This is a genomic window from Paenibacillus sp. FSL K6-2862 (assembly GCF_038005125.1).
GTDB lineage: Bacteria > Bacillota > Bacilli > Paenibacillales > Paenibacillaceae > Paenibacillus > Paenibacillus illinoisensis_A.
On the sequence record NZ_JBBOSN010000001.1, the window covers coordinates 717,501 to 744,451 of the forward strand.

Here is a 26,951-nt window from a genome sequence, read left to right on the forward strand (position 1 = left end):
GTTCCTGAGGAAGGCTCGTCCGCTCAGGGTAAGTCGGGACCTAAGGCGAGGCCGAAAGGCGTAGTCGAAGGACAACAGGTCGAAATTCCTGTACCACCGTAAATCGTTACGAGCGATGGGGGGACGCAGTAGGGTAGTGACGCAGACGGATGGATGTCTGTCCAAGCAGTAAGGCTGATGTGTAGGCAAATCCGCACATCCTAAGGCTGAGCTGTGATGGGGAGTGAAAATTACAGTAGCGAAGGTCATGATCTCACACTGCCAAGAAAAGCCTCTAGCCAGATGAAGGTGCCCGTACCGCAAACCGACACAGGTAGGCGAGAAGAGAATTCTAAGGCGCGCGGAAGAACTCTCGTTAAGGAACTCGGCAAAATGACCCCGTAACTTCGGGAGAAGGGGTGCCCCGGTAGTGTGAATAGCACGAGGGGGCCGCAGTGAAAAGGCCCAAGCGACTGTTTAGCAAAAACACAGGTCTGTGCGAAGCCGTAAGGCGAAGTATACGGGCTGACGCCTGCCCGGTGCTGGAAGGTTAAGGGGAGCGGTTAGGGAGTAATCCCGAAGCTGTGAACCGAAGCCCCAGTAAACGGCGGCCGTAACTATAACGGTCCTAAGGTAGCGAAATTCCTTGTCAGGTAAATTCTGACCCGCACGAATGGCGTAACGACTTGGGCGCTGTCTCAACGAGAGATCCGGTGAAATTTTAATACCTGTGAAGATGCAGGTTACCCGCGACAAGACGGAAAGACCCCATGGAGCTTTACTGCAGCTTGATATTGAATTTGGGTACGATCTGTACAGGATAGGTGGGAGCCTTTGAAGCATGAGCGCCAGCTTGTGTGGAGGCACCGTTGGGATACCACCCTGATCGTATCTAGGTTCTAACCTGGTGCCCTTAGCGGGTACGGGGACAGTGTCAGGTGGGCAGTTTGACTGGGGCGGTCGCCTCCTAAAGAGTAACGGAGGCGCCCAAAGGTTCCCTCAGAATGGTTGGAAATCATTCGAAGAGTGCAAAGGCATAAGGGAGCTTGACTGCGAGACCTACAAGTCGAGCAGGGACGAAAGTCGGGCTTAGTGATCCGGTGGTACCGCATGGAAGGGCCATCGCTCAACGGATAAAAGCTACCCTGGGGATAACAGGCTTATCTCCCCCAAGAGTCCACATCGACGGGGAGGTTTGGCACCTCGATGTCGGCTCATCGCATCCTGGGGCTGAAGTAGGTCCCAAGGGTTGGGCTGTTCGCCCATTAAAGCGGTACGCGAGCTGGGTTCAGAACGTCGTGAGACAGTTCGGTCCCTATCTGTCGTGGGCGTAGGAAATTTGAGAGGAGCTGTCCTTAGTACGAGAGGACCGGGATGGACGTACCGCTGGTGTACCAGTTGTTCCGCCAGGAGCACCGCTGGGTAGCTATGTACGGACGGGATAAGCGCTGAAAGCATCTAAGCGTGAAGCCCCCCTCAAGATGAGATTTCCCAGTATGTAAGACCCCTTGAAGACGACGAGGTAGATAGGCTGGGGGTGGAAGTGCAGTAATGCATGGAGCTGACCAGTACTAATCGGTCGAGGGCTTATCCAAATTGCAGGTTTTGATCGCAAGTTTCGTTTCGGATCTAGTTTTCAGAGAATAATCTCTGAAATGAAAATCGGTACATCACTCCAATGTGTGTATGATTTTCAGTTCCACAAAATGCATTTGTTACACAAATGCTCGTTTGGTGGCGATAGCGGAGGGGTTCCACACGTACCCATCCCGAACACGACCGTTAAGCCCTCTAGCGCCGATGGTACTTGGACCGAAGGGTCCTGGGAGAGTAGGACGTTGCCAAGCAAAGAACCACTGCCGAAGAATCTCGGTGGTGGTTTTTATTTGTTTATAAATGTAACTAAATACAATTTTGACAGCCCGATAGTGATCAATCGGGCTGTTTTTGTTTTTTTATAAAACTTGTCAGTTCATTCATTCAGTTGGGGCATGCTTCTGCTAAGCGTAAAAGTGAATCTTGCAGTGCCTTTTTAGTATCAGGATCAATGATCATACCTTGTTTGTTGATTTTCATCGTAATATGAGGAATTGTATGTGAGGCATCATCCAGGACGAGGGCATTGATCATGTTTAAAGTCAGCAATATGGATGTATGGGCTTGATTACCGCCCAAAGGGCTGGGGGATGCTGCTATGACCACTGTAGGCTTATTCACCCATTCTCCGGAGGATACAATCCAATCTAAAGCATTTTTTAAGACACCGGGAATACCATTTCCATACTCAGGTGTACAGATCAGGACACCGTCTGCTTGCTTTAATTGGGATCTGAAGTATTGAACGGAAGCAGGACCATCATCTACATCAAGATCAGGATTGAAGTGTGGAAGATCATTCAGTTGATCATATACCTGAAATTTTAAAGTAGTAGGGGCAAGCGCCATCATGGCGTGCATTAGCATAGTGTTTGTGGATTGTTTCCGTAGACTTCCTGAAATTGCAAGGATGTTTATTTCTCTTTGCATTCTGTAATCCCCCATCTTGTCAAATGTCTATCAGTAATATGAATTGATTTGTCTATTTTCCATCTTTCCTTACGAAGAGTCTACAGATAACGGCTATTATTAAGGCATTCTTCATACTAAGCCGAATATGGTTATTCTTCTTCATTGGATCTACATACCAAGTGTGAGGAGAATGGACCAGAGGGAGGCTTTTGTGTATCAACAGAGAAAACAATAAAAATTTATCATAAATTAGTACCAAGTACTAATACTTAGTGCTATAATAATAAAAAACAAAACGAGGTGACTGACGCTATGATGCAATCAAAAGCCAGTATTACTGCATTCGGAACCTATGTGCCGGAGCGTATTCTAAATAACGCGGATTTGGAGAAAATGGTCGAAACGAACGATGAATGGATCGTACAACGAACAGGCATGAGAGAGCGGAGGATTGCCGCAGAGGATCAGTTCGTTTCTGATCTGGCAGTTAAAGCTGTGGAAGACATGATTCAGCGTTATGAGGTTGACGTTCATGATGTGGATATGATCCTCGTAGCAACAAGTACACCGGATTATGCATTTCCCAGTACAGCTTCCAGAGTACAGGCCCGTTTGAACATTGCTCAGACGGGAGCCCTGGATTTGAGCGCAGCATGCGCAGGCTTTGTCTATGGATTGCAGCTGGCCGATAGCATGATTACAAGTGGCATGTATCGCAAAGTGCTCGTGATCGGGGCAGAGACATTATCCAAAATTACAGATTACACTGATCGTACGACATGTATTTTGTTTGGGGATGGAGCCGGAGCGTTTCTGTTGGAACGAACCGAAGGCCAGGGCAGTACTCTGGCAGCACTTTCCGGAACTCAGGGTGATGGTGGGTTACATGTTTATAGCAGTGGGCTTTCTTCCGAGATGAATGGGGTACCTCTTCAAGGTGACGGACGTCTTGTGCAAAACGGCAGAGAAGTATACAAATGGGCTGTACGGCTGATACCGGAGCAATTGCCGAAACTTATCGCTAGCTCAGGCTTGCAGACGGAGCAAATCGACTGGTTCGTACCGCACAGCGCAAATATGAGAATGATTGAGGCTGTCTGCGAGCGTGGTCCTGTACCGTTGGAACGCACGCTAACCAGCATGGAGTACCGTGGAAACACATCAGCTGCATCCATACCTCTAGCCATTCAGCTGGCTGTCGATGAAGGGAAAGTGAAGCAGGGTCAGCGCCTCGCCTTATTCGGTTTCGGTGGTGGCTTAACTTATGCGGGCCTTGTGTTGGAATGGAGTGTAGCAGACGCTGGTTCAACGAATTAACGTAGAAAGTTGAGATTAAGCGGGAAAGACAGTGTGTCTTACTAGGATCATAAAAAAAGTACACTTTCCTCCGATGTGGAGGCGAAGTGTACTTTTTGTTTATTAAGCTCTTTTTAATTCAATAAAGGAGTTATGGCGTAAGTTTAGGAGCTTGGCGGTGGTGGGTTCCCTGCTCATAACTATATGCGAGTTTAATCAATGTTCCTTCATCAAAGGCGCGGCCCAGGAATTCAATACCTACGGGTAGACCCTCTGTAGTGAAGCCAGCAGGTACGGTGATAGCCGGGAACCCGGAGAATGGGCTTAGTCGGTTATTCCCGCCGGAGTTTTGGCCTTCGCCGATCACGGCAGCAGCCTGGGTGGATGTAGGATAAACGATGGCATCCAGGTTATTATCAGCCATCACTTTTAGAATAGCTTCGCGCGTGATTTGAGTACGTTTCAATACGATGTCTTTATACTCAGTTGTCTCCAGCGTTTCTCGTGCATCGCGTGCCTTCATGGATTGTTCCTGTGTTTTATCAAATTCACCTGAAGCGATGATGTCCGACAGACTGTGGTATGGAGCATCTTCACCAAGTGACTCCAAATAGTCGTTCAGCTGGAATTTGAATTCATATCCGCTCAGGCTCGGGTATTTGTTGATTTCGTCCAGGTTCGGAATACTGATGGGAACAGCAGTTGCACCCAGAGATTTCAATTCTTCCACGGCATTGTTGATCACATCGGCAACGGCTTTTTCTTCTGCTTTGGTGCTTGGGATGAGCTCTGTGGCCACACCAATTCGTGCACCTTTCAAACCGTTCACATCAAGGAAATCGGTATAGCTGGATGGGATTTTGCCTACAGCATAGGCTGTAGCCACATCATCTTTGTCATAACCGGCTGTAGCGTCCAGCATGATCGCAGCATCGCTAACTGTACGAGCCATAGGGCCGCCTACATCCTGAGTGAGAGCAAGCGGGATAATCCCTTCACGGCTGGATAGTCCAATCGTTGGACGAATTCCGACAAGGCTGTTGAAGCTGGATGGAATACGGATCGATCCACCAGTATCGGTACCCATGCCTGCTGCAGCAAAGTTGGAGGCAATCGCTGCCCCTGTCCCGCCGCTGGAACCGCCAGGATAATGATCCAGTGCGTAAGGGTTCAGGGTTTGTCCACCCAATGAACTGGATGTAGTAATGCCAAATGCAAATTCATGCAGATTTGTTTTACCGAGGATAATGGCACCTGCTTCTTTGAGCTTCTTCACTTGCTCAGCGTCTTGCGCAGGCACGGAGTCCTTCAGACAGATACAGCCGGCAGTGGTAGGCATATCATTTGTATCGAAGTTGTCCTTCACAAGTACCGGAATACCGTGCAGCGGTCCGCGTGCACCTTTGGCTGCACGTTCTTCGTCCAATGCCTGGGCAAGTTCAAGTGCTTCCGGGTTTAAGGTTAGTATGGAATTAATGCTAACTCCCTGATCATCGTATTTCTCAATCCGATCCAGATACATTTGAACCAATTCCTTGGATGTAAGCTTTCCTTGCGTCATTGCAGCCTGGAGTTCCGTAATCGTTGCTTCCTCCAGCACAAATGGTTTTATGTAGTTATAAATGCGATCTTTCAATATGGCGACATCATTTTCCGTCAGGACAGCGTTAGGGAGAAAGAGGGAATCAGTATATCCTTTCATCAACCCTGCAGCATTCAAAGCACCGATGGCACCTGCATAGCTGGATTGGTCCGGTACGTCTTTGAACGACTCTGTGGTGGACTCCAGCTTCAACCAGGTTTGAAGAGCTAGAGCAGCATCCTTACGTTGAATGGTTTTGCCTGAGAGCTCGTCCATTGAAAAAGGCACACCTGCAAGTGTCGCTGCTTCTTCCATGGCTTCAATAAATGCGGCAGACGTGGCAGGTGCCTTCACTGCAGCTGTTGCTGCGACCGTTGTTTTGCTTGATGGGGTTGCTGCTCCGGCTGATGCCAGCGGTACGGAAGCTCCTCCCCAAGTTGTAACCATTACTGCTCCTGTCAGTAACAGAGCTCCACTTTTTTTCAATACAGATCCATGATAAGTCATGCATCCACGCTCCCTTCTGTCGCAATGATGTGTGTGATGAAACGGCTGTATATGCTTTTGTCACATTCTAATAACATGTCAGGTATTCTTACAACGCTCATATTTATCCAAAAAAACGTATACAAGTTGTATAAAGGTGATTATCTCTTTCAGATGCTCTTATTTTCATTCCTAAAAGAAATTTAAGTGTTCACAAATGTGTTATATTATCTTACATGTAACCTGGAGCAGTAATTTATCAGGTTAATAGTTCCCCCTGGGATATGCCAAGAAACGATTGGTCTGAAATGATATAATGAAAGGATAGGAACTTGGGTTACAAGGTGTATGAAGAAAGGAAGAGATACGAAGTGAAAACATTGGTACTCGCTGAGAAACCATCTGTGGCACGGGAAATTGCCAGAGTTATGGGAGCGCGTGATAAACATAAGAGTTATTTGGAAGGTCCTAAATATATCGTAACGTGGGCACTTGGGCATCTAGTGGGACTTGCGGAACCAGAAGATTACGACAAGAAGTACGCCACCTGGAATCTTGAAGATCTGCCGATTCTGCCGGAGCGGGCGAAACTGAAGGTGCTAAGAGAGACGAATCATCAATACAAGGCCGTACAACAGCTTATGAAACGCCAAGATGTTGGTGAACTGGTCATCGCGACGGATGCCGCCCGGGAGGGAGAACTGCTTGCCCGTTGGATCATGCAAATGGCGCAGTGGAAGAAGCCCTTCAAACGATTGTGGATTTCTTCTCAGACGGATAAGGCAATCAAAGAAGGATTTGCTTCGCTGAAGCCAGGGAGTCAGTTTGACCGTCTCTATGAATCGGCACGGTGCCGGGCAGAAGCGGACTGGATGATTGGGCTTAATGTGACACGAGCGCTGACCGTTCGATTTAATGCACAGTTGTCTGCAGGACGGGTACAGACGCCAACCCTGGGCATGATCATGGACAGGGAAAATGAAATCAATGGTTTTCGGTCACAGGAGTATGAGACATTAACTGCAGATTTTGGAGGTTTTCAAGCCGTGTGGCGGGCCTCAGGCGGAGATTCACGCATCTTTGATACTCAAGATACCCAGGCATTGAAGAAACGAGTGGATGGACGTAAGGGAACCATTGCTCAGGTCAAAAAGAGTGAAAAAGTCGAGCCGCATCCTCTGGCCTATGACTTGACGGAGCTGCAGCGTGATGCCAACCGCAAGTATGGTTTTTCAGCCAAGCAGACTTCCAACGTCCTGCAGCGTCTATATGAGCAGCATAAGCTGGTTACATATCCGCGTACGGATAGCCGCTACCTGACATCGGACATGACAGATACGCTGAAAGAAAGACTGGATACTGTAGCAGTTGGACCGTATGCATCATTAGCGCGTCCCTTGCTGCGGAAAAATCTGAATATCACCAAACGAATTGTGGATGACAGTAAGGTAACGGATCACCATGCCATCATCCCAACAGAACAGACCGTGCTGCTGAATCAGCTGAGTCCAGAGGAACGCAAACTGTATGATTTGATCGTACGCCGGTTTATCAGTTTGTTCTATCCAGCTGCCAGATACGATTCAGTAGCGATTACTGTGCAAGTGGGTGAAGATTCCTTCCATGTTAAAGGTACAACGGTAAAAGACAGTGGCTGGCGTGAAGTATACGGCGGAGACTACAGTGACGAAGATGATGAGCGCACAGATGAGCAAGCAGACAATGGCCACACTCTTTTGCCAGACGTACAGCAAGGTCAGTCGGTTACCGTTCAGCGTTGTCATATTAAAAGTGGAAGAACCATGCCACCTAAACGGTACACGGAGGCTGCATTGCTCGCACAAATGGAGAAGCACGGACTAGGTACCCCGGCTACGCGTGCAGATATTATCGAGAAATTGATCAGCTCCGATACCATCGACCGCCAAGGCAACAGCATGCATCCTACAGGCAAAGGGAAGCAATTGATTGAGCTGGCTGCTCCGCAGCTGCGCACACCTGAACTGACGGCGCGTTGGGAGGCTGAACTGGAACGGATTGCTCGTGGACAAGGGAAACCAGGTCCTTTCCTGGAAGGCATACGTTCGATGGCTAAAGAACTGGTGTCCACTGTAAAAGGAAGCAAGGCAGAGTATAAACCGCATAACGTGTCGAGCAGCCACTGCCCGGATTGCAATGCGCGTCTGCTTGAGAAGAAAGGGAAACGCGGCAAGTTTCTCGTATGTCCCACGGAGGATTGTGGCTATCGTCGCTCTGCAGAGAAGCGGTTATCCAACCGTCGTTGTCCGCAGTGTCACAAGAAGATGGAAATGAAAGAAGGCAAAGCGGGCCTCTATGTGCAGTGTCTGCCTTGCGGAATCACGGAAGCACTGGATAAAGATAAACAGCACGTCAACAAACGCGAACAGCAAAAGCTGGTCAAACAGTATGCCAAGCAGGAATCCATCGGATCCAATCTCGGAGACTTGTTGAAAGCAGCGATGGAGAAAAAAGGGGACTAGTGCCCCTGAAAGAGTTTGGACCAAGTTGAATGGATACCGGCGAGGTCATGCTCAATAAACCGCTTCGCATGGTGTCGTATAAGATCCCTCCTTTTCAGGCAACGTAAGCCAAGGAGGTGACACAGATGCCACACAACAAACCAGAGAAAATTCATAATCAGCAGAATAAGGACAGTATCCGGGAAGAAAGCATCGGAGCACGTCCAACCAAGGCCGGCAAAAGAGTTCCCAGCCTGAACGGTATTCCGAAACAGGAGTCCTAGGTTCTACCCGGAACGGATGATTCCAATAAGCAATCTATGCGGCTCCCTTCTCTCGTTGATCATGTCCCTGCAGAGGATTATAATGGAGGAACAGGGAGATGTCCCGGGATAGGGGGACCGCTAGAATTATATGCAAACCGGACTCATATTGTGGTTTTTATTTATTAACGTGGTAGGTTATCTGGTGATGTCAGATGACAAAAAACGGGCGCAGCGACGTCGTGATCGTACACCCGAACGGACGTTATTCCTGCTGGCGTTTATCGGAGGCGCGCTTGGAGTCTGGATTGCAATGTACCGGAAAAGGCACAAAACCAAACATCCGAGCTTTACCATCGGGATTCCACTTCTGCTATTTCTGAATGCCGTAATCTATGGTTATTTTCTGAAATAGAACCTGGAGGTGGCGACACTGCAAAACCAGGCAAATGGTTCATATCGCATGAAGAACGTTTATAGGGTTACATGGCGGTGGATTTAGTTTTATGTTAGACCGAAGCTTCCAGCTTCGGAGTTTCTACATATAAGGAAGGGACGGGATTTACATGTTATTCTCCAAAATTTTAGTAGCTTATGATGGATCAAAAGCTTCAAACAAGGCACTTGATCGTGGCATTGAACTGGCTAAGGTGTCTCCGGATTCAGTCATTGATGTCATTCATGCCTTTGATTTCCCACGCGTATTTATTGGAGAAGGACTCGCACCGCTGCCGCCATCTCTGAATAACGATTACTACAACCTGGCTGTGCAAACAACCGATGAAGCAAAAGAACGGATCAAAGCTGCAGGCGTTACAGCCAACGTAGACCTGATTCAAGGGGCCGCAGCTGAAGTGCTGCTTGATTATGCCAAGGAAAATGGATCGGATGTTATCGTCATCGGAAGTCGTGGACTTGGTGGCATTCGTGAATTTGTCTTGGGCAGTGTAAGCCACAATGTGGTGCAGCATGCTCAAGTTCCTGTATTGATCGTTAAATAATGCAATAGATTGTGAATTACAATACGCGGTGAGCCGGCTGTCTTCATTTCATTGAAGAGAAGTCGGCTTTCTTTTATGGGATGAAATGGATATGAAGTTCAAAAGAAACGCCTTAATCACGAACATTATATTTGTCAATATGTTAAATGTTCGTCTTTAAGTTGACATTAGCTGTAGGGGATTGTTAGAATGTTAGATGTGTCGATCAGGTGAGAATAAGGTCGAGTAGGAACGAAAGATGTACCAAGGTTGACCGAAATGAGTCGCTTGGATTGAATAGATATTTGCTCGTATAACGCCGGGGATAAGGCCCGGAAGTCTCTACCCGGAGACCGTAAATTTCCGGACTACGAGGAGATACGGCTGAGAGTCGCATGAATATGGATGCGGACAGCAAGCCCCCTTTTGGCATGCCCAAATGAGGGATACGTATTTCTTGGAGTCCGGTGTCCGGAGAAAATGTGATGTTTTCGCGGGTAGCGGATTTTTTTGTTTCAAAAGGGAGCACGTATGGCTAGAGTGGTTGTTATCAAAATAAGCTCAGACGGGAGTTGGATGTATTCATGTCAGTGCAGGTCGCTGTAATTATGGGCAGCAAGTCGGATTGGGAAACGATGAAGCATGCGTGTGAGGTGCTGGATGAACTGGAGATCGGGTATGAAAAAAAGGTTGTATCTGCGCATCGCACACCGGATCTGATGTTTGAATATGCCGAGCAGGCTACTGAGCGCGGATTCAAGGTTATCATTGCAGGTGCAGGCGGAGCAGCACATCTCCCAGGCATGGTTGCTTCCAAAACGATGCTGCCGGTAATCGGCGTACCTGTGCAGTCCAAGGCACTGAATGGTCTCGATTCCTTATTATCCATTGTTCAGATGCCAGGCGGCATTCCTGTTGCAACGGTAGCGATTGGCAAGGCGGGTGCTACCAATGCAGGGCTGCTTGCGGCCCAGATGATTGGTGCATTCGATGAGGATGTCCGTAATCGCTGCGAAGCCCGCAGAGAGCGGATCAAGCGTGAAGTACTCGAAAGCAGTGATGAGCTATGAGTAAAACTGAATTGAATCTTTCCGGCATGGCTGGACGTGTGCTGCTCCCAGGAAAAACAACCATTGGCGTTCTCGGGGGCGGACAGCTTGGACGAATGCTAACGCTCGCCGGGACAGCGATGGGATACCGCTTTGTTACGCTTGATCCGGCACCAGATTCGCCTTGCGGACAGGTTGCCCGCCAGATTGAGGCCGGATATGACGATGAAGCTGCAGCGCTTGAACTGGCCCGTCAGTGTGATGTGATCACGTATGAGTTTGAAAATGTGGATGCAGGTGTAGCGGGCTTGCTGGAACGTGAATCCTATGTGCCGCAAGGAAGTGCGTTATTGTATACAACTCAGCATCGGTTGCGTGAAAAACGAGCGATCGAAGCTGCTGGAGTAAGAGTAGCGCCTTATAGGGAGATTACAAGTAAGGATACGATGCAAGCAGCAGTAAGCGAGCTTGGTGTACCATGTGTTTTGAAGACGGTAACCGGAGGATACGATGGTAAAGGCCAGCGAGTCATTCGCGAAGCGAGTCAGGCTGTACCGGCTTACGAAGAGCTTGCGGCAACCGGAGCGGAACTGGTGCTTGAGCAATTTATCAAGTTTGACTGTGAAATCTCCGTCGTCGTTGCCCGAAGCACGAGTGGCGAGATCAAGACATTCCCACCAGCGGAGAACATTCATGTGAACAACATTCTGCATGCCTCGATCGTACCGGCCAGAGTGGCTACGGACATACAGATTGAAGCCCAAAAACTTGCAGCGGCTGTGGCCGAATCCATGCAGGCTGTTGGATTGCTGGCGGTGGAACTCTTTGTTGCGGCAGACGGAAGATTGTATGTGAACGAACTGGCTCCAAGACCTCATAATTCCGGTCATTACACGATGGAAGGCTGTGCGACGTCACAGTTCGAGCAGCATATTCGTGCCATCTGCGGGCTGCCATTAGGAGACACAACACTGTTAAGTCCGGTCGTTATGGTCAATGTGCTTGGAGAACATCTGGAAGGAATTATCACCAGAACGGGTCAACCTGATGCAGAAGCAATGGAACTCGGTGTTATTCCCAAGCTTCATATATATGGAAAAACCGAAGCGAAAACGGGACGGAAAATGGGGCATGTCAATCTGCTCTGTCAGGATGTTGAAGAAGGATTGCAATGGATTGAACAAACTAATATCTGGAGGAATACAAATTCATGATCGAACGTTATAGCAGACCCGAAATGAGAGCCATCTGGACGGAGGAGAACAAATTTAAGTCCTGGCTGGAAGTTGAAATTTGTGCATGTGAAGCTTGGGCGGAACTCGGAGTTATTCCTAAGGAAGAAGCAGCATTGCTTCGTCAAAACGCTTCTTTTGATATTGATCGCATCTATGAAATCGAACAGGAAACGCGCCACGACGTTATTGCTTTTACACGCACGGTATCCGAGAGTCTGGGTGCAGAACGCAAATGGGTGCACTACGGACTGACATCCACGGATGTGGTAGATACGGCTCTGGGGTACGTACTGCGCCAGGCCAATGAAATTCTGGAACGCGACATCGTGAACTTTATCGAGATCTTGCGTGAGAAGGCCCTCGCTTATCAGCATACGCCAATGATGGGTCGCACACACGGGGTGCATGCCGAGCCAACAACCTTTGGTTTGAAAATGGCCCTGTGGCACGAAGAGATGAAACGTAATCTGGAGCGTTTCCGCCATGCGGCAGACAACGTACAGTACGGTAAAATCTCCGGTGCGGTAGGAACTTACGCGAACATCGATCCGTTTGTTGAAGAGTTTGTCTGCGAGAAGCTGGGCACGAAGCCTGCGCCAATTTCGACACAAACCTTGCAGCGTGACCGTCATGCAGAATACATGGCTACCCTGGCATTGATCGCAACATCACTGGACAAGTTCGCTACAGAAGTTCGTGCATTGCAAAAGAGTGAATTCCGTGAAGTGGAAGAAGCGTTTGCCAAAGGTCAAAAAGGATCTTCCGCCATGCCGCACAAACGCAATCCGATTGGTAGCGAAAATATCTCCGGTCTGTCCCGCGTCATCCGCGGACATATGGTGTCGGCATACGAGAACGTAACACTGTGGCATGAACGCGATATCTCACACTCTTCCGTAGAGCGTGTCATCCTGCCGGATGCAACGATGCTGCTGAACTACATGCTGAACCGTTTCGGTAACATCGTGAAAAACCTGACGGTGTTCCCTGAAAACATGAAACGCAACATGGAGCGTACCTTCGGTGTTCCATTCTCTGGACGCGTACTGACGAAGCTGATCGACAAAGGCTTCAGCCGTGAACAGGCATATGATACCGTTCAACCACGTGCCATGCAGGCATGGGAAGAACAGCGCCAGTTCAAGGATATCGTGAAAGCGACACCGGAAATCACCGAGGTGCTGAGCGATGAAGAAATCGAAGATGCATTCAACCCGTCCTGGCACTTGAAACATGTCGATACCATCTTCAAGAAACTTGGTTTGACCAACTAATTAACTCCAATAAGGCTAGAGAGCAGAATGATGGACCAGCAGGGAACGGAGAGGACAGAGCAAATCTGGAGAAGCGAAGCGCTCGCCTTTATCCCCGGATTTACACTTTGGAAAAAGTGGATCAAAAAAATCCGGGGATAACAGCGATCGAAAGATTGTTCTGTTATCGGAGTGGAGTGTGCTCCATCGCGGTTCTGTCTGTAGCCTTATATCTCCTGAAAGAAGGTGAGCCTCCATGGCACTGTCCACAGCGGCAGATCTCGTTAAAGCACCTCTGTTATATAAAGGAAAAGTACGTGAATTGTACGATCTGGGGGAACATTTTCTGATCGTGGTAACGGACCGGATTTCAGCTTTTGACTACGTGCTGGACCCAGCGGTGCCCGAGAAGGGTAATGTGCTGAATAAACTCAGCAGCTTCTGGTTTGAACTGACGAGTGACATGATGGACAACCACGTGGTTCATACGGACGTCAACCGGCTCGGTGATCTCATTGTGGACCCGGAGCTTCTGAAAGATCGCATTATGGTGACACGCAAAGCGGAACGCATCGATATCGAATGCGTCGTACGCGGATACATTACTGGCGGCGGATGGAGACAATATGAGAATAGCGGAGAGGTGAACGGTATCAAACTGCCGGAAGGACTTCGCAAAAACGCCAAGCTCGAAAACCCTATTTTCACCCCGGCTGCCAAAAATGATGTGGGTCATGATGAAGACATTCCGATGGACCGCATGAAAGAACTGGTTGGAGATGAGCTGGCTAGCGAGCTGCAGGAAAAAAGCCTGCGACTGTACGAGTTCGCCCGGGATTATTGTGATCAGCGTGGAATTATTCTCGCAGATTGCAAATTCGAGTTCGGTGTCGTCGATGGCAAGGTCATCCTGATCGACGAAATCTTCACCCCGGATGCATCACGGTTCTGGGCGAAAGAGAACTACGCACTCGACATCGAGATCGACAGCATGGACAAGGAGCCGGTGCGTACCTATCTGGCAGGAACCGATTGGGACAAAAACAGTAAGCCTGACCCGCTGCCACAAGCGGTGGTGGAGGCAACAACGGCAAGATACGTCGATATCTATAACCGCTTAACGAAATAATAAATGGAAAGTTTGAGGTGAGCTGCGGGAAAGTTTGGCTTTCGATCGCTGTTGCCTTCGGAATGTATTGATTGGAATCTTTTTTCAAAAGGAAACATTCCGATTGCAAAGGCGGAACGCTCCGCTTCTCCAGTTCAATCTTTCCCTCCGCCAGTATCAAACTGGGGGATGAGGTAATTAAATGCGGAGGCTTCCCACAGGTAGGAAGCCTGAAAAATTACGAGAATTAAATTCTTTGATTACTAAAGTATTTTATAGACCATTTATTATTAAAACGTAATGGTCAGACTATACCATTACACACCGTGTAACGTAACAGAATTAGGCCTTTCAAAAAACGCCGCATGGACAAGCGGAGGGGCGGAATTGTTCTTAAAGGAGCGATAGCGTTCGCCTTTGTCCCCGGGTTTTGACCGCACAGCGGTTCAAAATAATCAGAAAAACCTGGGGACAACAGCGACCGGAAGAACAATCCGCCCCGGAGCAAGCTCCCAAACCACTTTTTTAACAGCATAAAGCATTTATCCCGTTCATTACTGAGGAGGAACATAGGATCATGATCAAAGCAACCGTCTATGTCACTATTAAGCAAAGCGTTCTCGACCCGCAAGGAGTAGCCGTTCAAGGTGCCCTGCACTCGATGGGATTCAATGAAGTGGAAAGTGTACGGATCGGTAAAGTCATGGAACTGAACCTGGATACAACTGATCGCGCAGAAGCGGAAAAGCGTTTGACTGTGATGTGCGAGAAGCTGCTGGCCAACACCGTTGTTGAAGATTACCGCTACGAATTGGAGGGTTAATCCCATGAAATTTGCAGTTCTTGTGTTTCCTGGCTCCAACTGCGACATTGACTGTTACAAGGCAGTGGAAGATGCCATTGGGCAAGAGGTTGATTATGTATGGCACACGGCAACGGATCTTTCGGCATATGACTGTATCCTGGTTCCGGGTGGTTTCTCCTATGGAGACTACTTGCGTTGTGGGGCGATTTCCCGCTTCGCACCTGTAATGAATGAGGTAGCCAAAGCTGCTGAACAAGGTAAATATATTCTGGGGATCTGCAACGGATTCCAGATTCTGACTGAAGCCGGATTGCTTCCAGGCGCGTTAATTCGCAATATGTCACTGAAATTCCGTTGCCACGATACGGTCTTGAAAGTAACGAATGCAGATACACCATTTACACGTGACTATGCACCTGGGGAAGAGATTATCATTCCGATTGCTCACGGTGAAGGCAACTATTACTGCGATGAAGAGACGCTCGCGAGTTTGCAAGCGAACAACCAGATCGTATTTACGTACGGCAGCAACCCGAACGGTTCCCTGGGCGATATCGCAGGAATCTGTAATGAGGGTGGAAACGTGGTTGGCATGATGCCGCATCCGGAGCGCGCGGTGGATTCACTGCTGGGCTCAGAAGACGGCAAACGTATGTTTACATCTATTTTGAAAGCATGGAGGGATCGACATGACGCAGCAGCTATCCGCTAAGGAACCGACGGCAGAACAGGTCGCAGAACATAAACTTTACGCACAAATGGGCGTGTCGGACAGCGAGTATGAGCTGATCTGTGAATTCATGGGACGCAAGCCAAACTACACGGAAATCGGTGTATTTAGCGTCATGTGGTCCGAGCACTGTGCATACAAAAACTCCAAGCCGCTGCTGCGCCGTTTCCCAACCAGTGGACCGCGTGTCCTGATGGGACCAGGTGAAGGTGCGGGGATCGTTGACATTGGCGACAACCAGGCTGTTGTTTTCAAAATTGAAAGCCATAACCACCCTTCCGCTGTAGAACCTTATCAAGGGGCAGCAACGGGTGTGGGCGGTATCATCCGTGATATTTTCTCCATGGGTGCAAGACCGGTAGCCCTGCTGAACTCGCTTCGTTTCGGCAAGCTGGAGAGCGACCGCGTGAAATACCTGTTTGAACATGTCGTATCTGGTATTGCGGGATATGGTAACTGTATCGGGATTCCTACGGTAGCAGGCGAAGTGATGTTCGACGAAAGTTATGAGGGTAATCCACTCGTTAATGCCATGTGCGTAGGCTTGATCGATCATGACAAAATCCAGCGCGGTGTAGCCAAAGGCGTAGGAAACCCGGTGTACTATGTTGGTCCTCCAACGGGCCGCGATGGAATTCACGGTGCAACGTTTGCATCGGTAGAACTGACAGAAGAATCCGAATCCAAGAAGACAGCGGTTCAAGTCGGCGACCCATTCATGGAAAAACTCGTCATGGAGTCCTGCCTTGAGCTGATCGACACGGGTATCGTACTTGGTATTCAGGATATGGGTGCAGCTGGCCTGACTTGCTCCAGTGCGGAGATGGCAAGTAAAGCCGGTAACGGTCTGGAACTGTATCTCGATCAGGTGCCACAGCGCGAAGAAGGCATGACGCCTTATGAGATGATGCTGTCCGAGTCTCAGGAACGGATGCTGTTCGTGGTTGAGCCGAAGGATGAAGCCCAAGCGATGGAGATCTTTGAGCGTTGGGGCGTGATCTGTGCCAAAGTCGGTAAAGTTACCGATGATGGACGTCTGAAGCTGTATCACCACGGCGAAGTGGTGGGGGACATGCCAGTGACGGCATTGGTCGACGAGTGTCCGGTGTATAACAAGCCATCTTCTGTACCGGCTTACTACGAGCAAAGCGCTTCAATCGACACGCTGCGTTACGATGAAGTGTCGGATCTCGGCGGTGCGTTGAAACAAGTATTGGCTTCGCCAACGGTAGCAAGCAAAAAGTGGGTTTACGATCAATACGACTATATGGTTCGTACAAGTACAGCTGTTCGTCCGGGTTCGGATGCTGCCGTGGTAACGATTCGCGGAACACGCAAAGGTCTGGCGATGACAACGGACTGTAACGGACGTTATGTATATCTGGATCCTGAAGTGGGTGGCAGCATTGCAGTTAGTGAAGCTGCTCGTAACATTGTATGTTCCGGTGCGGAGCCACTGGCGATTACGGACAACCTCAACTTCGGTAACCCGGAGAAGCCGGACATTTTCTGGCAGATGGAAAAAGCCGTAGACGGTATGGCGGAAGCTTGCCGCGTGCTCGACACGCCGGTTATTGGTGGTAACGTGAGTCTTTATAACGAAAACGCCAAAGGCTCAATCTATCCAACGCCAGTAGTCGGTATGGTAGGTCTCGTTCATGATACGGATCATATCACCACACAGGGATTCAAATCCGAAGGCGATGTGATCATTCTCCTCGGCGAGACCAAAGCGGAGCTGGGCGGCAGCGAGCTGCAATATGCGGTTCATGGCAAAACGGAAGGCCGTCCGCCGCAGCTTGATCTGAACACGGAGAAGGCGCTGCTCAGCACCGTGCTGGAAGCCATCCAATCCGGACTTGTTCGCTCGGCACATGACTTGTCTGAGGGAGGATTGGCTGTAGCTTTGGCTGAATCCTGCATCAGCGGCAACGTGGGTGCACAGGTGAATGTGGAGACTGCACTGCGTGCAGATCATGCACTCTTCAGTGAGAGCCAATCCCGCATTCTGCTGTCCGCTTCGCCGGAGCAAGCAGGCAAACTTGAAGCATTTGTACGTGAGCGCGGTGTACCCGTAGCTGTTATTGGACGTGTGGAAGGAAGCAACTTGACGATCGAATTGAACGGAACATCAGCCGTGAACGAACCCGTAGGAGGTTTGGCTCAGGTCTGGGAGGATGCGATTCCATGTCTCATGAACTGACGACAGGACAGTGGTGGACAGGCGATTATTATAACGAAGGGTCCGGTAAGGAAGGACTCGATAAATTGAAGGAAGAATGTGGCGTATTCGGGGTGTTCAGACACCCTGATGCTGCTTCGCTCTCCTATTATGGACTTCATGCGCTTCAACATCGGGGCGAAGAAAGTGCAGGCATGTGTGTGAGTGATGGTACCCAGTTTAACTACCATCGTGGTATGGGTCTGGTGAAGGAAGTCTTCACCAAAGACCTGATGCAGACCTTGTCTGGTGATATTTCCATCGGTCACGTTCGGTATTCCACGAGCGGCGACAGTAAACTGACCAACGCACAACCCCTGGTTTTCAAGTATCGTGACGGGGATCTGGCTGTTGCCACGAACGGGAATATCGTGAATGCACCAACGATTCGCCGTGAGCTGGAACAGAGCGGGTCGATCTTCCAAACAACTAGCGATACGGAAGTTATTGCGCATTTGATTGCACGTTCATCGAAGGGTTTAGTGGAAGCAGCAAAAGATGCATTCCAGCGGATTGTGGGGGGTTATGCATTTCTGATCATGACCAACGACAAGCTGCTGGTGGCTTCCGATCCGCACGGGTTGCGTCCGCTGACGATGGGCAAGCTCGGAGATGCATATCTGTTCGCATCTGAGACGTGTGCACTCGAAACGATCGGCGCAGAATTGATTCGCGATATTGAACCTGGTGAACTGCTGGTGCTTGACGCAGATGGTCTGCACGAGGATCGCTTCGATCATCACAAACACCGCAAGGCACTGTGTGCAATGGAATATATTTATTTTGCCCGTCCGGATAGTGACATGAACGGAGCCAACCAGCATGCTGCCCGGAAGCGGATGGGTGGACGCATGGCGATTGAATCTTTTGTGGATGCCGACCTGGTAACAGGTGTACCGGACTCCAGTATTTCCGCGGCAATAGGATACGCTGAGCAAACCGGGATTCCGTATGAAATGGGCATGATCAAGAACAAATACACCGGACGTACGTTTATCCAGCCTAGTCAGGAATTGCGTGAACAGGGCGTGAAGATGAAGCTGAGTGCGGTGCGCCGCGTCGTAGAAGGCAAGCGCGTTGTCATGATTGATGATTCCATCGTCCGGGGGACGACTTCGAGACGGATTGTGAACATGCTGCGTGATGCCGGAGCAACTGAGGTGCATGTACGCATAACCTCACCTCCGTTCAAAAACCCATGTTTCTATGGAATTGATACGCCTGACAGCCGTGAACTTATTGCTTCATCCTTGTCAGTAGAAGAGATCTGCCGTGAGATCAACGCAGACTCTCTGGCGTTCCTCAGTCCCGATGGACTGATTGCATCCATTCAGGGAGATAATCAGGATGATTACAAAGGCGGGCTCTGCCTCGCTTGCTTCGATAATGATTATCCAACTAACCTTGACTTCGGTGGCGAAGAGAAATTCGGCTGCAGCTGTTAGGAGACAGGCTTATGGGTAGGAAAAGCTATAATGAGGGCGATATTTTTCTGATTCCGATGCATGATGGACGGTTTGCCGTGTGTCAGGTGATATGTGCACTGAGAGACCGGTTCAAAAAGGCATTTTCGTTCGGCGTGATGAGCATTCAGCGTGACGAAACTGTAAGTTTGGAAGACGGCAAATTCCTTGTCTATTCTTATGGTAAACGTAAGAGCAGCGTGATCTTCACGTCACCCAAGCTGCTGAAAGATGGCACATGGAGCATTGTTGGTAACATCCCGCTGACACCTGCAAAGAAGGAACTGCAAGTATTCCAGTGTGCCGGTGGGGTATACAACGGTGACGAATTCATTCGAATGGTTCCACCAGAAGAGTATAGTCAGTACATTACAATGGGTGTAGCTGGATTTGAATTGGTACAGAATCATCTTTTAGATATGAGCAAAAATCAATAAATTGTACTATCCATTTACACAAAACGGAGAGGACAGAAAAAACCTGAAGAAGCGAAGCTAAAAGCTTTCTGAAAGAAAGCTACATCGGAAGCATAGGCTCGCCTTTATCACCGGATTTTCCCTTTGAAAAAAGGGAATCAAAACTCTGGGGATAACAGCGATTGGAAGGTTATTCTGTCATTGGAGTGTTACGGTGTTGTAAATATCTTTAGTTCAATTTATACAAGATACGAAGGGTGCGATGGTAGTGTCAGAAGCATATAAAAAGGCCGGCGTCGATATCGCGGCAGGTAATGAAGCGGTTGAACGGATGAAAAAACACGTGAAGCGTACCTTCCGTCCGGAAGTGATGACAGATCTGGGCGGATTCGGAGCCCTGTTCGGTTTGAACAAAGACAAATATGATGAGCCGGTGCTCGTTTCCGGCACTGACGGTGTAGGAACCAAGCTGAAAATCGCGTTTGCCATGGACCGTCACGATACCATTGGAATCGACGCTGTGGCCATGTGTGTGAATGACATTGTTGTGCAGGGTGCGGAGCCGCTCTTTTTCCTCGATTACCTGGCATGTGACAAAGTCATCCCTGAGAAGATCGAAGCCATCGTTGCCGGAATCGCTGAAGGATGTCACCAGTCCGGATGTGCGCTGATTGGCGGAGAAACGGCAGAAATGCCGGGCATGTACAGCGAAGGGGAATACGATATTGCCGGATTTACCGTGGGAATCGTGGATAAAGCTAAAATCATCAACGGCACGACCATCTCTCCAGGTGACACGGTAATTGGACTGGCTTCAAGTGGTGTACACAGCAATGGATTCTCACTGGTCCGCAGACTTTTGCTGGAGGAAGCCGGGTTGGATCTACATGAGGAAGTATCTGAACTGGGCGGCAAGCTGGGTGATGCACTGCTGGAACCGACAAAAATCTATGTAAAACCACTTCTGTCCCTGCTGGAAAAGGTCAACGTCAAAGGCATGGCACACATTACGGGTGGCGGATTTATCGAGAATATCCCGCGGATGCTGCCGAGCAGCGTCAATGTAGATATCGATTACGGCTCATGGCCGATCCTGCCTATCTTCAACCTGCTGCAGCAAAAAGGGTCGGTCTCGAACCGGGATATGTTCACCACGTTTAACATGGGAATCGGACTTGTGCTTGTTGTGAACGGGGCAGACGCAAACGAAGCTCTGGAACAGCTGAAAGCTTCTGGAGAAGAAGCGTACATCATTGGACGTGTGACTGAAGGAGATGCGCGAGTAACCTTCACGGGAGCTGATGTTTAATGGCGGACTACCGGATTGCCGTATTTGCATCTGGTGAAGGGTCGAACTTTCAGGCATTGGTGGATGCAGCGAAAAACGGAGGATTGAATGCATCCGTAGACTTGCTGGTGTGCGACAAACCTGCTGCACGCGTTGTGCAGCGGGCCAAGGATGCAGGTATCGACTGCCATCTGTTCACTCCAAAAAATTACGAATCCCGCGAGGCCTACGAGGCTGAGATCGTGGAAGTGCTTGAATCCAAAAACATTGATTTGGTTGTTCTTGCCGGATACATGAGATTGCTGACTTCAGTCGTTGTGGATCGGTATGCCGGACGGCTGATTAACATCCATCCGTCTTTGCTTCCCGCATTTGCAGGTAAGGATGCAATCGGGCAGGCATTGGAGTACGGCGTGAAAATTACCGGGGTAACCGTACACTTTGTGGATGGCGGCATGGATACCGGGCCTATCATAGCCCAGCATCCCGTGCCGATTCTGCCTGAGGATACCGCAGAATCGATCAGCCGTTCCATCCATGCGGCAGAACAGCAGCTGTATCCGGAGGTCGTTTCCTGGTTTGCTCAAGGATTGGTTCGGCTGGAGGGCCGTCAGGTTACGGTTCGGAAAGCGGATTGATATAAGTTGGACTACGTTTACACATTAACGGAGAGGGCAGAAGTTTGTTCTGACCTCGAAGTGGTCCAGTGTAAAATCATTCGTCTAACTTATAGGGTAGAGTCGAAAATTGGTACGCATTTTGTGATATTTCTCGGGAAATAAATCGCCTGTGTTTCGTCATGAAACGCGGGGCCATGGGACATTAAAGGAGGAGCATATTGTGAGTATCAAAAGAGCTTTGGTCAGTGTGTGGGATAAAACAGGCATCGTGGACTTTTGCCGCGAGCTGTCGCAAATGGGAGTGGAGATTATTTCGACAGGAGGTACAAGCAGCCTGTTGTCGAAGGAAGGCGTACCTGTGATCGGGATCTCGGACGTAACTGGATTCCCGGAAATTATGGACGGACGTGTCAAAACGCTGCATCCAGCTGTTCATGGTGGTTTGCTGGCTGTCCGTGACAGTGAAGATCATAAACGCCAGATGGAAGAGAACGGACTGGATTATATCGACCTGGTCGTCGTAAACCTGTACCCATTCCAGGACACCATTGCGAAGCCGGATGTAACCTATGAAGATGCGATTGAGAACATCGATATCGGTGGTCCTACCATGCTTCGTTCTGCGGCCAAGAACCATGCTTTTGTTAGTGTTGTTGTCGACACGGCAGATTATGGTAAAGTGCTGGAGGAAGTTCGCAGCAGTGGGGATACCACGCTGGAAACACGCAAACGGCTTGCGGCAAAAGTTTTCCGTCATACGGCGGCTTACGATGCAGTTATCTCTGATTATCTCTCCAACCTGAATGGTGATCCACTGCCAGAGCGTTTGACGGTGACTTACGAAAAAATCCAGGATTTGCGCTACGGCGAAAATCCGCATCAACAAGCGGCATTCTATCGTAAACCGCTTGCTGCTCAAGATACGTTGACAACAGCCGAGCAACTGCACGGCAAAGAGCTGTCATACAATAACATTAACGATGCAAACGCAGCGTTGCAGATCGTTAAGGAATTTGTAGAACCTGCTGTTGTGGCGGTTAAGCACATGAACCCTTGCGGCGTGGGGATTGGTGAAAGCATCTATGAAGCCTACAGCAAAGCATATGCTGCAGATCCAACATCCATCTTCGGTGGCATTGTGGCAGCAAACCGCATAATCGACAGCGACACAGCTGCCAAACTGAGCGAGATTTTCCTGGAAATCGTGCTGGCTCCTGATTTCACGCAAGAGGCACTGGATATCCTGACGAAGAAGAAAAACATTCGTTTGCTCAAAACGGGTGAGTTGAATGCAGCTCGTGACCGGGCGAGCCAATTCGCGGTGACCTCTATTGACGGCGGCATGATCGTACAACAGAGCGATGTGCATTCCATCGAAGCGAGTGAACTGAAAGTCGTTACAGATCGTGCACCTTCCGAAGAAGAATTGAAACAGCTCCTCTTTGGCTGGAAAGTCGTTAAGCACGTGAAGTCCAATGCGATCGTGCTTGCAGCGAATGACATGACCGTAGGTGTGGGCGCTGGACAAATGAACCGCGTTGGTGCAGCTAAAATTGCCATTGAACAAGCTGGCGAGCAAGCAAAGGGTGCTATTCTCGCATCGGATGCATTCTTCCCGATGGGCGATACGTTGGAACTGGCAGCTAAGGCTGGAATTACAGCTGTTATTCAACCAGGCGGTTCCATTAAGGATGAAGAGTCCATTAAAGTAGCGAACGAGTATGGTATTGCCATGGTCTTCACAGGCGTTCGCCATTTCAAACACTAAGAGTCGAAATCAAAGCTTCACACGTCGATGAACAAGCGAATAGGCTTGTTCATCCTCATTTTCAGCGCATTAAATGATTAATGAGCGAATTCTGGAATTCATGAGGGGGAACGGAACGAATGGATATTCTGGTAGTAGGCGGCGGCGGCCGGGAGCATGCGATTATCTGGGCATTGGCGAAAAGTCCGAAGGCGGGCAAGATTCACTGTGCGCCAGGAAATGCAGGCATTGCACAGCTTGCCGAATGTCACCCGGTGGCAGTGAATGAATTCGATAAATTAAAGGCTCTTGCCGTGGAACTCAAGGTGGATCTGGTGGTCATTGGTCCGGATGATCCGCTCGCAGACGGGATTGTAGATGCATTTGATTCCACAGGCATTCCGGTCTTTGGACCGCGTCGCAATGCAGCCGAGATCGAAGGAAGCAAAACATTTATGAAGGATCTGCTGCACAAGTACAATATCCCAACAGCAGCCTATGAGAAATTCGACAATTATGAGCAGGCTCAGGCTTATCTTGATGCACAGGCAATTCCCGTTGTCATCAAGGCCGATGGCCTGGCAGCCGGTAAAGGTGTAACAGTTGCTTATTCCCGCGAGGAAGCTGATCAGGCACTACGCAGTATTATGGTGGAGAAGGTTTTCGGGGAAGCAGGAGCCAAAGTAATTATTGAAGAGTTTCTGGCAGGGCAGGAGATGTCGATTCTGGCATTTGTCGACGGCGAGACCGTTCGTCCGATGGCCGCTGCACAGGATCACAAGCCAGTCTATGACGATGACAAGGGGCCTAACACGGGTGGGATGGGTACATACTCACCACTGCCACATATTCCGAATTCAATTATTGAAGAGGCTGTTGAAACCATTATCAAGCCAACGGCCAAAGCCATGGTGTCCGAAGGACGTCCATTCCGCGGCGTATTGTTTGCCGGACTCATGATTTCACCGGACGGCAAACCGAAAACAATTGAATTTAATGCTCGTTTTGGTGACCCCGAGACGCAGGTTGTAATGCCACGCCTCAAAACGGATTTGCTCGACATTTTCTGGGCCACCGTGCACGGCAAACTCGCAGACATGGAGATTGAGTGGAGCGAAGAGTCTGCTGTATGCGTGGTCCTGGCATCAGGAGGATATCCGGGGCCGTATGCAAAAGGCGTAGCCATCGAAGGTCTGGATCAGGTCAGTGATGCTGTCGTCTTCCACGCAGGAACGGCACGCAGCGAATCCGGAGAATGGGTCACGAATGGTGGACGTATTCTTGGGGTTGTGGGTCTAGGCGCTGATATTGCCGAAGCTAGAAACAAGGCTTATGCAGAGGCGGAACGTATCCGCTTCGAAGGCAAGCATCAGCGATCTGACATTGCTGCCAAAGCTTTAGTGTAAATAGTTATTAGGTAATATGGGGTCCGCCCGACGAATGCCTTCAGATTAGAAGCATGGCATTCATTGGGCGGGCCTTTTTTGTGTTGAGTCATCCGATAAGAAATATGATTCAGCTGGATAACTCCAAGGGTAGTAGTGTTATAAAATCGGTCTATTCTATACATAGCTTTGTTAGGCATATAAGTAACTTATTACATGAATTAAGCCATTTGTGAACAAAATATTCATGAATATACGTGCAAGATAACCCAAACCATGACGTACAACTGGATGGTTTGATTCGGATCATGTTATACTTTTCTGAAACAGGAATGAACAAGAGGGGAGGTGGATATCTATTGGGAAGGCGATATTGTAAACTGTCCAAATGGAGAATTAAGGTGGAGTAAATCGGAGAAACAATCTGACAGCATGAGGGTTAGCCCTATTTATAGTGAAGTGGTTTCTTAAAGTGATTGACTTCATCCTGGATTCCTGTTTTGCAACTTACAAGGTCTGTGTGCAGCATATAGCAATCTGGTCATTATTGAATTTGATTTTATATATGCATACGCCCAATTTAACTACAATCAGCTGTGCAGCCGTTAACGGGGTTAACGAGCGCTGCTGTAACTATTTCTGGAGGTGAATCCCTGAGAATCGGGGAAATCATTGGACATAATTACCATCTTGAATTTAGCATTACTCGTTCTCTTGATTGCTTTGACCGCTTTTTTTGTGGCATCCGAATTTGCGGTTGTTAAGATTCGTACATCAAGAGTGGATCAACTGGTTGCCGAAGGTAACAAAAAGGCTGTACTCGCCAAGAAGGTCGTTTCTGATCTGGATTACTATCTGTCTGCCTGTCAGCTTGGTATTACGGTAACGGCTCTAGGACTTGGTGCATTAGGGAAGCCGACTGTCGAAAGGCTGTTATATCCGGTATTTGAGTATCTGAATATTTCACCGGCCATTTCGTCGGTTGCCTCCTATGCGATTGCCTTTATCCTTGTGACGTTCCTTCACGTGGTTGTCGGTGAGATGGCACCCAAAACCATGGCGATTCAATTTTCGGAAAAATTGACGCTGATGCTCTCGCCATCGCTATACTGGTTCGGAAAGATTATGTACCCTTTCATCTGGGCACTCAATGGGGCATCCCGCGTCCTTCTGCGGATGTTCGGTGTGAAGCCTGCAGGACATGATCAGGCCTATTCCGAGGATGAGATCAAAATCATCATGAACCAGAGTTATGAAGGTGACGAGACGAATCAAACCAAGTTGTCTTACTTGGAAAATGTGTTTGTGTTTGATGAACGGGTCGCGAAAGACATCATGGTTCCGCGGACGGAACTTGTCACATTGGACCAGGAGATGACTTACGACGATATCATCCCCGTGCTTGATGAGCATAACTATTCCCGTTATCCAGTCATTGAGGAAGGGGATAAGGACCGCATTGTCGGCATGGTCAATGTCAAAAAGATTCTGCCGGATATGGTTGCCCAGAAGCAATACCAACTTGCCGACTTTGTCCGTGAGATTCCATTTGTTTCAGAGATTACACGTATCCAGGATGCCATGATTAAAATGCAGCAGGAACGCGTGCATATGGCCGTGGTAGTGGATGAATACGGCGGTACCTCGGGTATTCTGACGATGGAGGATATTCTGGAGGAGCTTGTTGGTGAGATCCGTGACGAATTCGATGCCGATGAAGTGGCTGACATTCAGGAGACCGGGGAGAATCAATATCTGATTAACGGCCGAGTGCTTCTGGACGAAGTGGAGCGGCAGTTCGGATTGATTTTCGAAGGGAATGAGGAGATGGACACCGTCGCCGGCTGGATTCAGTTCCAGAAGGGTGTGCGTGTGGAAAATGGTGATACGGTTGCCCATGGTGATTATGTCTGGACCGTAGTGGATACCGAAAATTATCAGATCAAGCAGGTCCTGCTTGAGCGCGTGAACGCAGCCCCAGTGGAGGAAGCTACAAGCGATCTGGCGAACTAACTCCGTTTGAGTAATTAATCTGGCTACGTAGTAGTGGAGGGGAC

At 49.1% G+C, this 26,951-nt stretch carries 21 protein-coding genes, 2 rRNA genes and 1 riboswitch (1 of these 24 only partly in view); of the genes, 21 read left to right on the forward strand and 2 right to left on the reverse strand.

The window, feature by feature from the left end:
* Together MHB82_RS03380 and rrf are read left to right on the forward strand one after the other, a co-directional pair.
* Positions 1-1,574 (forward strand): 23S ribosomal RNA (locus MHB82_RS03380); it begins 1,354 nt to the left of the window's first position.
* 135 nt (positions 1,575-1,709) lie between these two features.
* Positions 1,710-1,826, forward strand: a 5S ribosomal RNA gene (rrf, locus tag MHB82_RS03385).
* A 133-nt stretch (positions 1,827-1,959) separates the two neighbouring features.
* On the opposite strand, the gene MHB82_RS03390 is transcribed toward rrf, so the two are convergent.
* Positions 1,960-2,505 carry an NADPH-dependent FMN reductase gene (locus MHB82_RS03390; RefSeq protein ID WP_341173804.1) on the reverse strand — a complete coding sequence of 182 codons (546 nt, stop codon included), beginning with the start codon at positions 2,503-2,505 and terminating at the stop codon, positions 1,960-1,962.
* Between the two features lie 297 nt (positions 2,506-2,802).
* On the opposite strand from MHB82_RS03390, the gene MHB82_RS03395 reads away from it, so the two are divergent.
* Entirely contained in the window at positions 2,803-3,804 is a 1,002-nt protein-coding gene (locus tag MHB82_RS03395; protein WP_341176574.1) for a ketoacyl-ACP synthase III, read from the forward strand.
* Positions 3,805-3,934: 130 nt separating this feature from the next.
* Here MHB82_RS03395 and MHB82_RS03400 read toward each other — a convergent pair whose 3' ends face one another.
* A complete protein-coding gene (locus MHB82_RS03400) occupies positions 3,935-5,872 on the reverse strand; it encodes an amidase family protein (protein ID WP_341173805.1) in 1,938 nt (645 codons plus the stop codon).
* Between the two features lie 350 nt (positions 5,873-6,222).
* Here MHB82_RS03400 and MHB82_RS03405 point away from each other — a divergent pair, with 350 nt between their 5' ends.
* From MHB82_RS03405 to MHB82_RS03490, 18 genes are all read left to right on the forward strand, one after another.
* Positions 6,223-8,352, forward strand: coding sequence for a DNA topoisomerase III (locus MHB82_RS03405; RefSeq protein ID WP_341173806.1), 2,130 nt, complete (start codon positions 6,223-6,225; stop codon positions 8,350-8,352).
* A 125-nt stretch (positions 8,353-8,477) separates the two neighbouring features.
* Positions 8,478-8,615 (forward strand): hypothetical protein, encoded by a 138-nt coding sequence (locus tag MHB82_RS03410; protein ID WP_167301682.1) that lies wholly within the window; start codon positions 8,478-8,480, stop codon positions 8,613-8,615.
* A 130-nt stretch (positions 8,616-8,745) separates the two neighbouring features.
* Positions 8,746-9,009, forward strand: a complete 264-nt coding sequence (locus MHB82_RS03415; protein WP_095288452.1) for a DUF1294 domain-containing protein — start codon at positions 8,746-8,748, stop codon at positions 9,007-9,009.
* A 151-nt stretch (positions 9,010-9,160) separates the two neighbouring features.
* Positions 9,161-9,595, forward strand: coding sequence for a universal stress protein (locus MHB82_RS03420; RefSeq protein WP_341173807.1), 435 nt, complete (start codon positions 9,161-9,163; stop codon positions 9,593-9,595).
* A gap of 268 nt (positions 9,596-9,863) precedes the next feature.
* Positions 9,864-9,965: riboswitch (purine riboswitch) on the forward strand.
* Positions 9,966-10,158: 193 nt separating this feature from the next.
* Positions 10,159-10,644, forward strand: a complete 486-nt coding sequence (gene purE, locus MHB82_RS03425; RefSeq protein WP_095288499.1) for a 5-(carboxyamino)imidazole ribonucleotide mutase — start codon at positions 10,159-10,161, stop codon at positions 10,642-10,644.
* Positions 10,641-11,837 carry a 5-(carboxyamino)imidazole ribonucleotide synthase gene (gene purK, locus MHB82_RS03430; RefSeq protein WP_341173808.1) on the forward strand — a complete coding sequence of 399 codons (1,197 nt, stop codon included), beginning with the start codon at positions 10,641-10,643 and terminating at the stop codon, positions 11,835-11,837. The genes purE and purK overlap by 4 nt, the downstream gene beginning before the upstream one ends.
* On the forward strand, positions 11,834-13,132 hold the full coding sequence (purB, locus tag MHB82_RS03435; RefSeq protein WP_095288455.1) for an adenylosuccinate lyase: 1,299 nt from the start codon (positions 11,834-11,836) through the stop codon (positions 13,130-13,132). The genes purK and purB overlap by 4 nt, the downstream gene beginning before the upstream one ends.
* A gap of 235 nt (positions 13,133-13,367) precedes the next feature.
* Positions 13,368-14,240, forward strand: a complete 873-nt coding sequence (locus MHB82_RS03440; RefSeq protein WP_341173809.1) for a phosphoribosylaminoimidazolesuccinocarboxamide synthase — start codon at positions 13,368-13,370, stop codon at positions 14,238-14,240.
* A 556-nt stretch (positions 14,241-14,796) separates the two neighbouring features.
* A complete protein-coding gene (gene purS, locus MHB82_RS03445) occupies positions 14,797-15,042 on the forward strand; it encodes a phosphoribosylformylglycinamidine synthase subunit PurS (RefSeq protein WP_090904903.1) in 246 nt (81 codons plus the stop codon).
* A 4-nt stretch (positions 15,043-15,046) separates the two neighbouring features.
* A complete protein-coding gene (gene purQ, locus MHB82_RS03450) occupies positions 15,047-15,736 on the forward strand; it encodes a phosphoribosylformylglycinamidine synthase subunit PurQ (protein ID WP_095288457.1) in 690 nt (229 codons plus the stop codon).
* Positions 15,714-17,957 carry a phosphoribosylformylglycinamidine synthase subunit PurL gene (gene purL, locus MHB82_RS03455; RefSeq protein ID WP_341173810.1) on the forward strand — a complete coding sequence of 748 codons (2,244 nt, stop codon included), beginning with the start codon at positions 15,714-15,716 and terminating at the stop codon, positions 17,955-17,957. Before purQ ends, purL begins: the two co-directional genes overlap by 23 nt.
* Positions 17,942-19,420, forward strand: coding sequence for an amidophosphoribosyltransferase (purF, locus tag MHB82_RS03460; protein ID WP_095288459.1), 1,479 nt, complete (start codon positions 17,942-17,944; stop codon positions 19,418-19,420). The genes purL and purF overlap by 16 nt, the downstream gene beginning before the upstream one ends.
* Before the next feature lie 11 nt (positions 19,421-19,431).
* On the forward strand, positions 19,432-19,875 hold the full coding sequence (locus tag MHB82_RS03465; protein ID WP_341173811.1) for an immunity 26/phosphotriesterase HocA family protein: 444 nt from the start codon (positions 19,432-19,434) through the stop codon (positions 19,873-19,875).
* Between the two features lie 247 nt (positions 19,876-20,122).
* The gene (gene purM, locus MHB82_RS03470; RefSeq protein WP_341173812.1) at positions 20,123-21,163 is read left to right on the forward strand and encodes a phosphoribosylformylglycinamidine cyclo-ligase; all 1,041 of its coding nucleotides are present in this window, start codon (positions 20,123-20,125) and stop codon (positions 21,161-21,163) included.
* The gene (gene purN, locus MHB82_RS03475) at positions 21,163-21,780 is read left to right on the forward strand and encodes a phosphoribosylglycinamide formyltransferase (protein WP_095360922.1); all 618 of its coding nucleotides are present in this window, start codon (positions 21,163-21,165) and stop codon (positions 21,778-21,780) included. Before purM ends, purN begins: the two co-directional genes overlap by 1 nt.
* A 202-nt stretch (positions 21,781-21,982) precedes the next feature.
* Complete coding sequence (gene purH, locus MHB82_RS03480; protein ID WP_127538326.1) at positions 21,983-23,530, forward strand: bifunctional phosphoribosylaminoimidazolecarboxamide formyltransferase/IMP cyclohydrolase; 1,548 nt, start codon at positions 21,983-21,985, stop codon at positions 23,528-23,530.
* 119 nt (positions 23,531-23,649) lie between these two features.
* On the forward strand, positions 23,650-24,915 hold the full coding sequence (gene purD, locus MHB82_RS03485) for a phosphoribosylamine--glycine ligase (protein WP_341173813.1): 1,266 nt from the start codon (positions 23,650-23,652) through the stop codon (positions 24,913-24,915).
* A 651-nt stretch (positions 24,916-25,566) separates the two neighbouring features.
* Positions 25,567-26,907: a hemolysin family protein gene (locus tag MHB82_RS03490; RefSeq protein WP_095360925.1), complete on the forward strand. Its 1,341-nt coding sequence runs from the start codon at positions 25,567-25,569 to the stop codon at positions 26,905-26,907.
* Positions 26,908-26,951 lie beyond the last annotated feature (44 nt).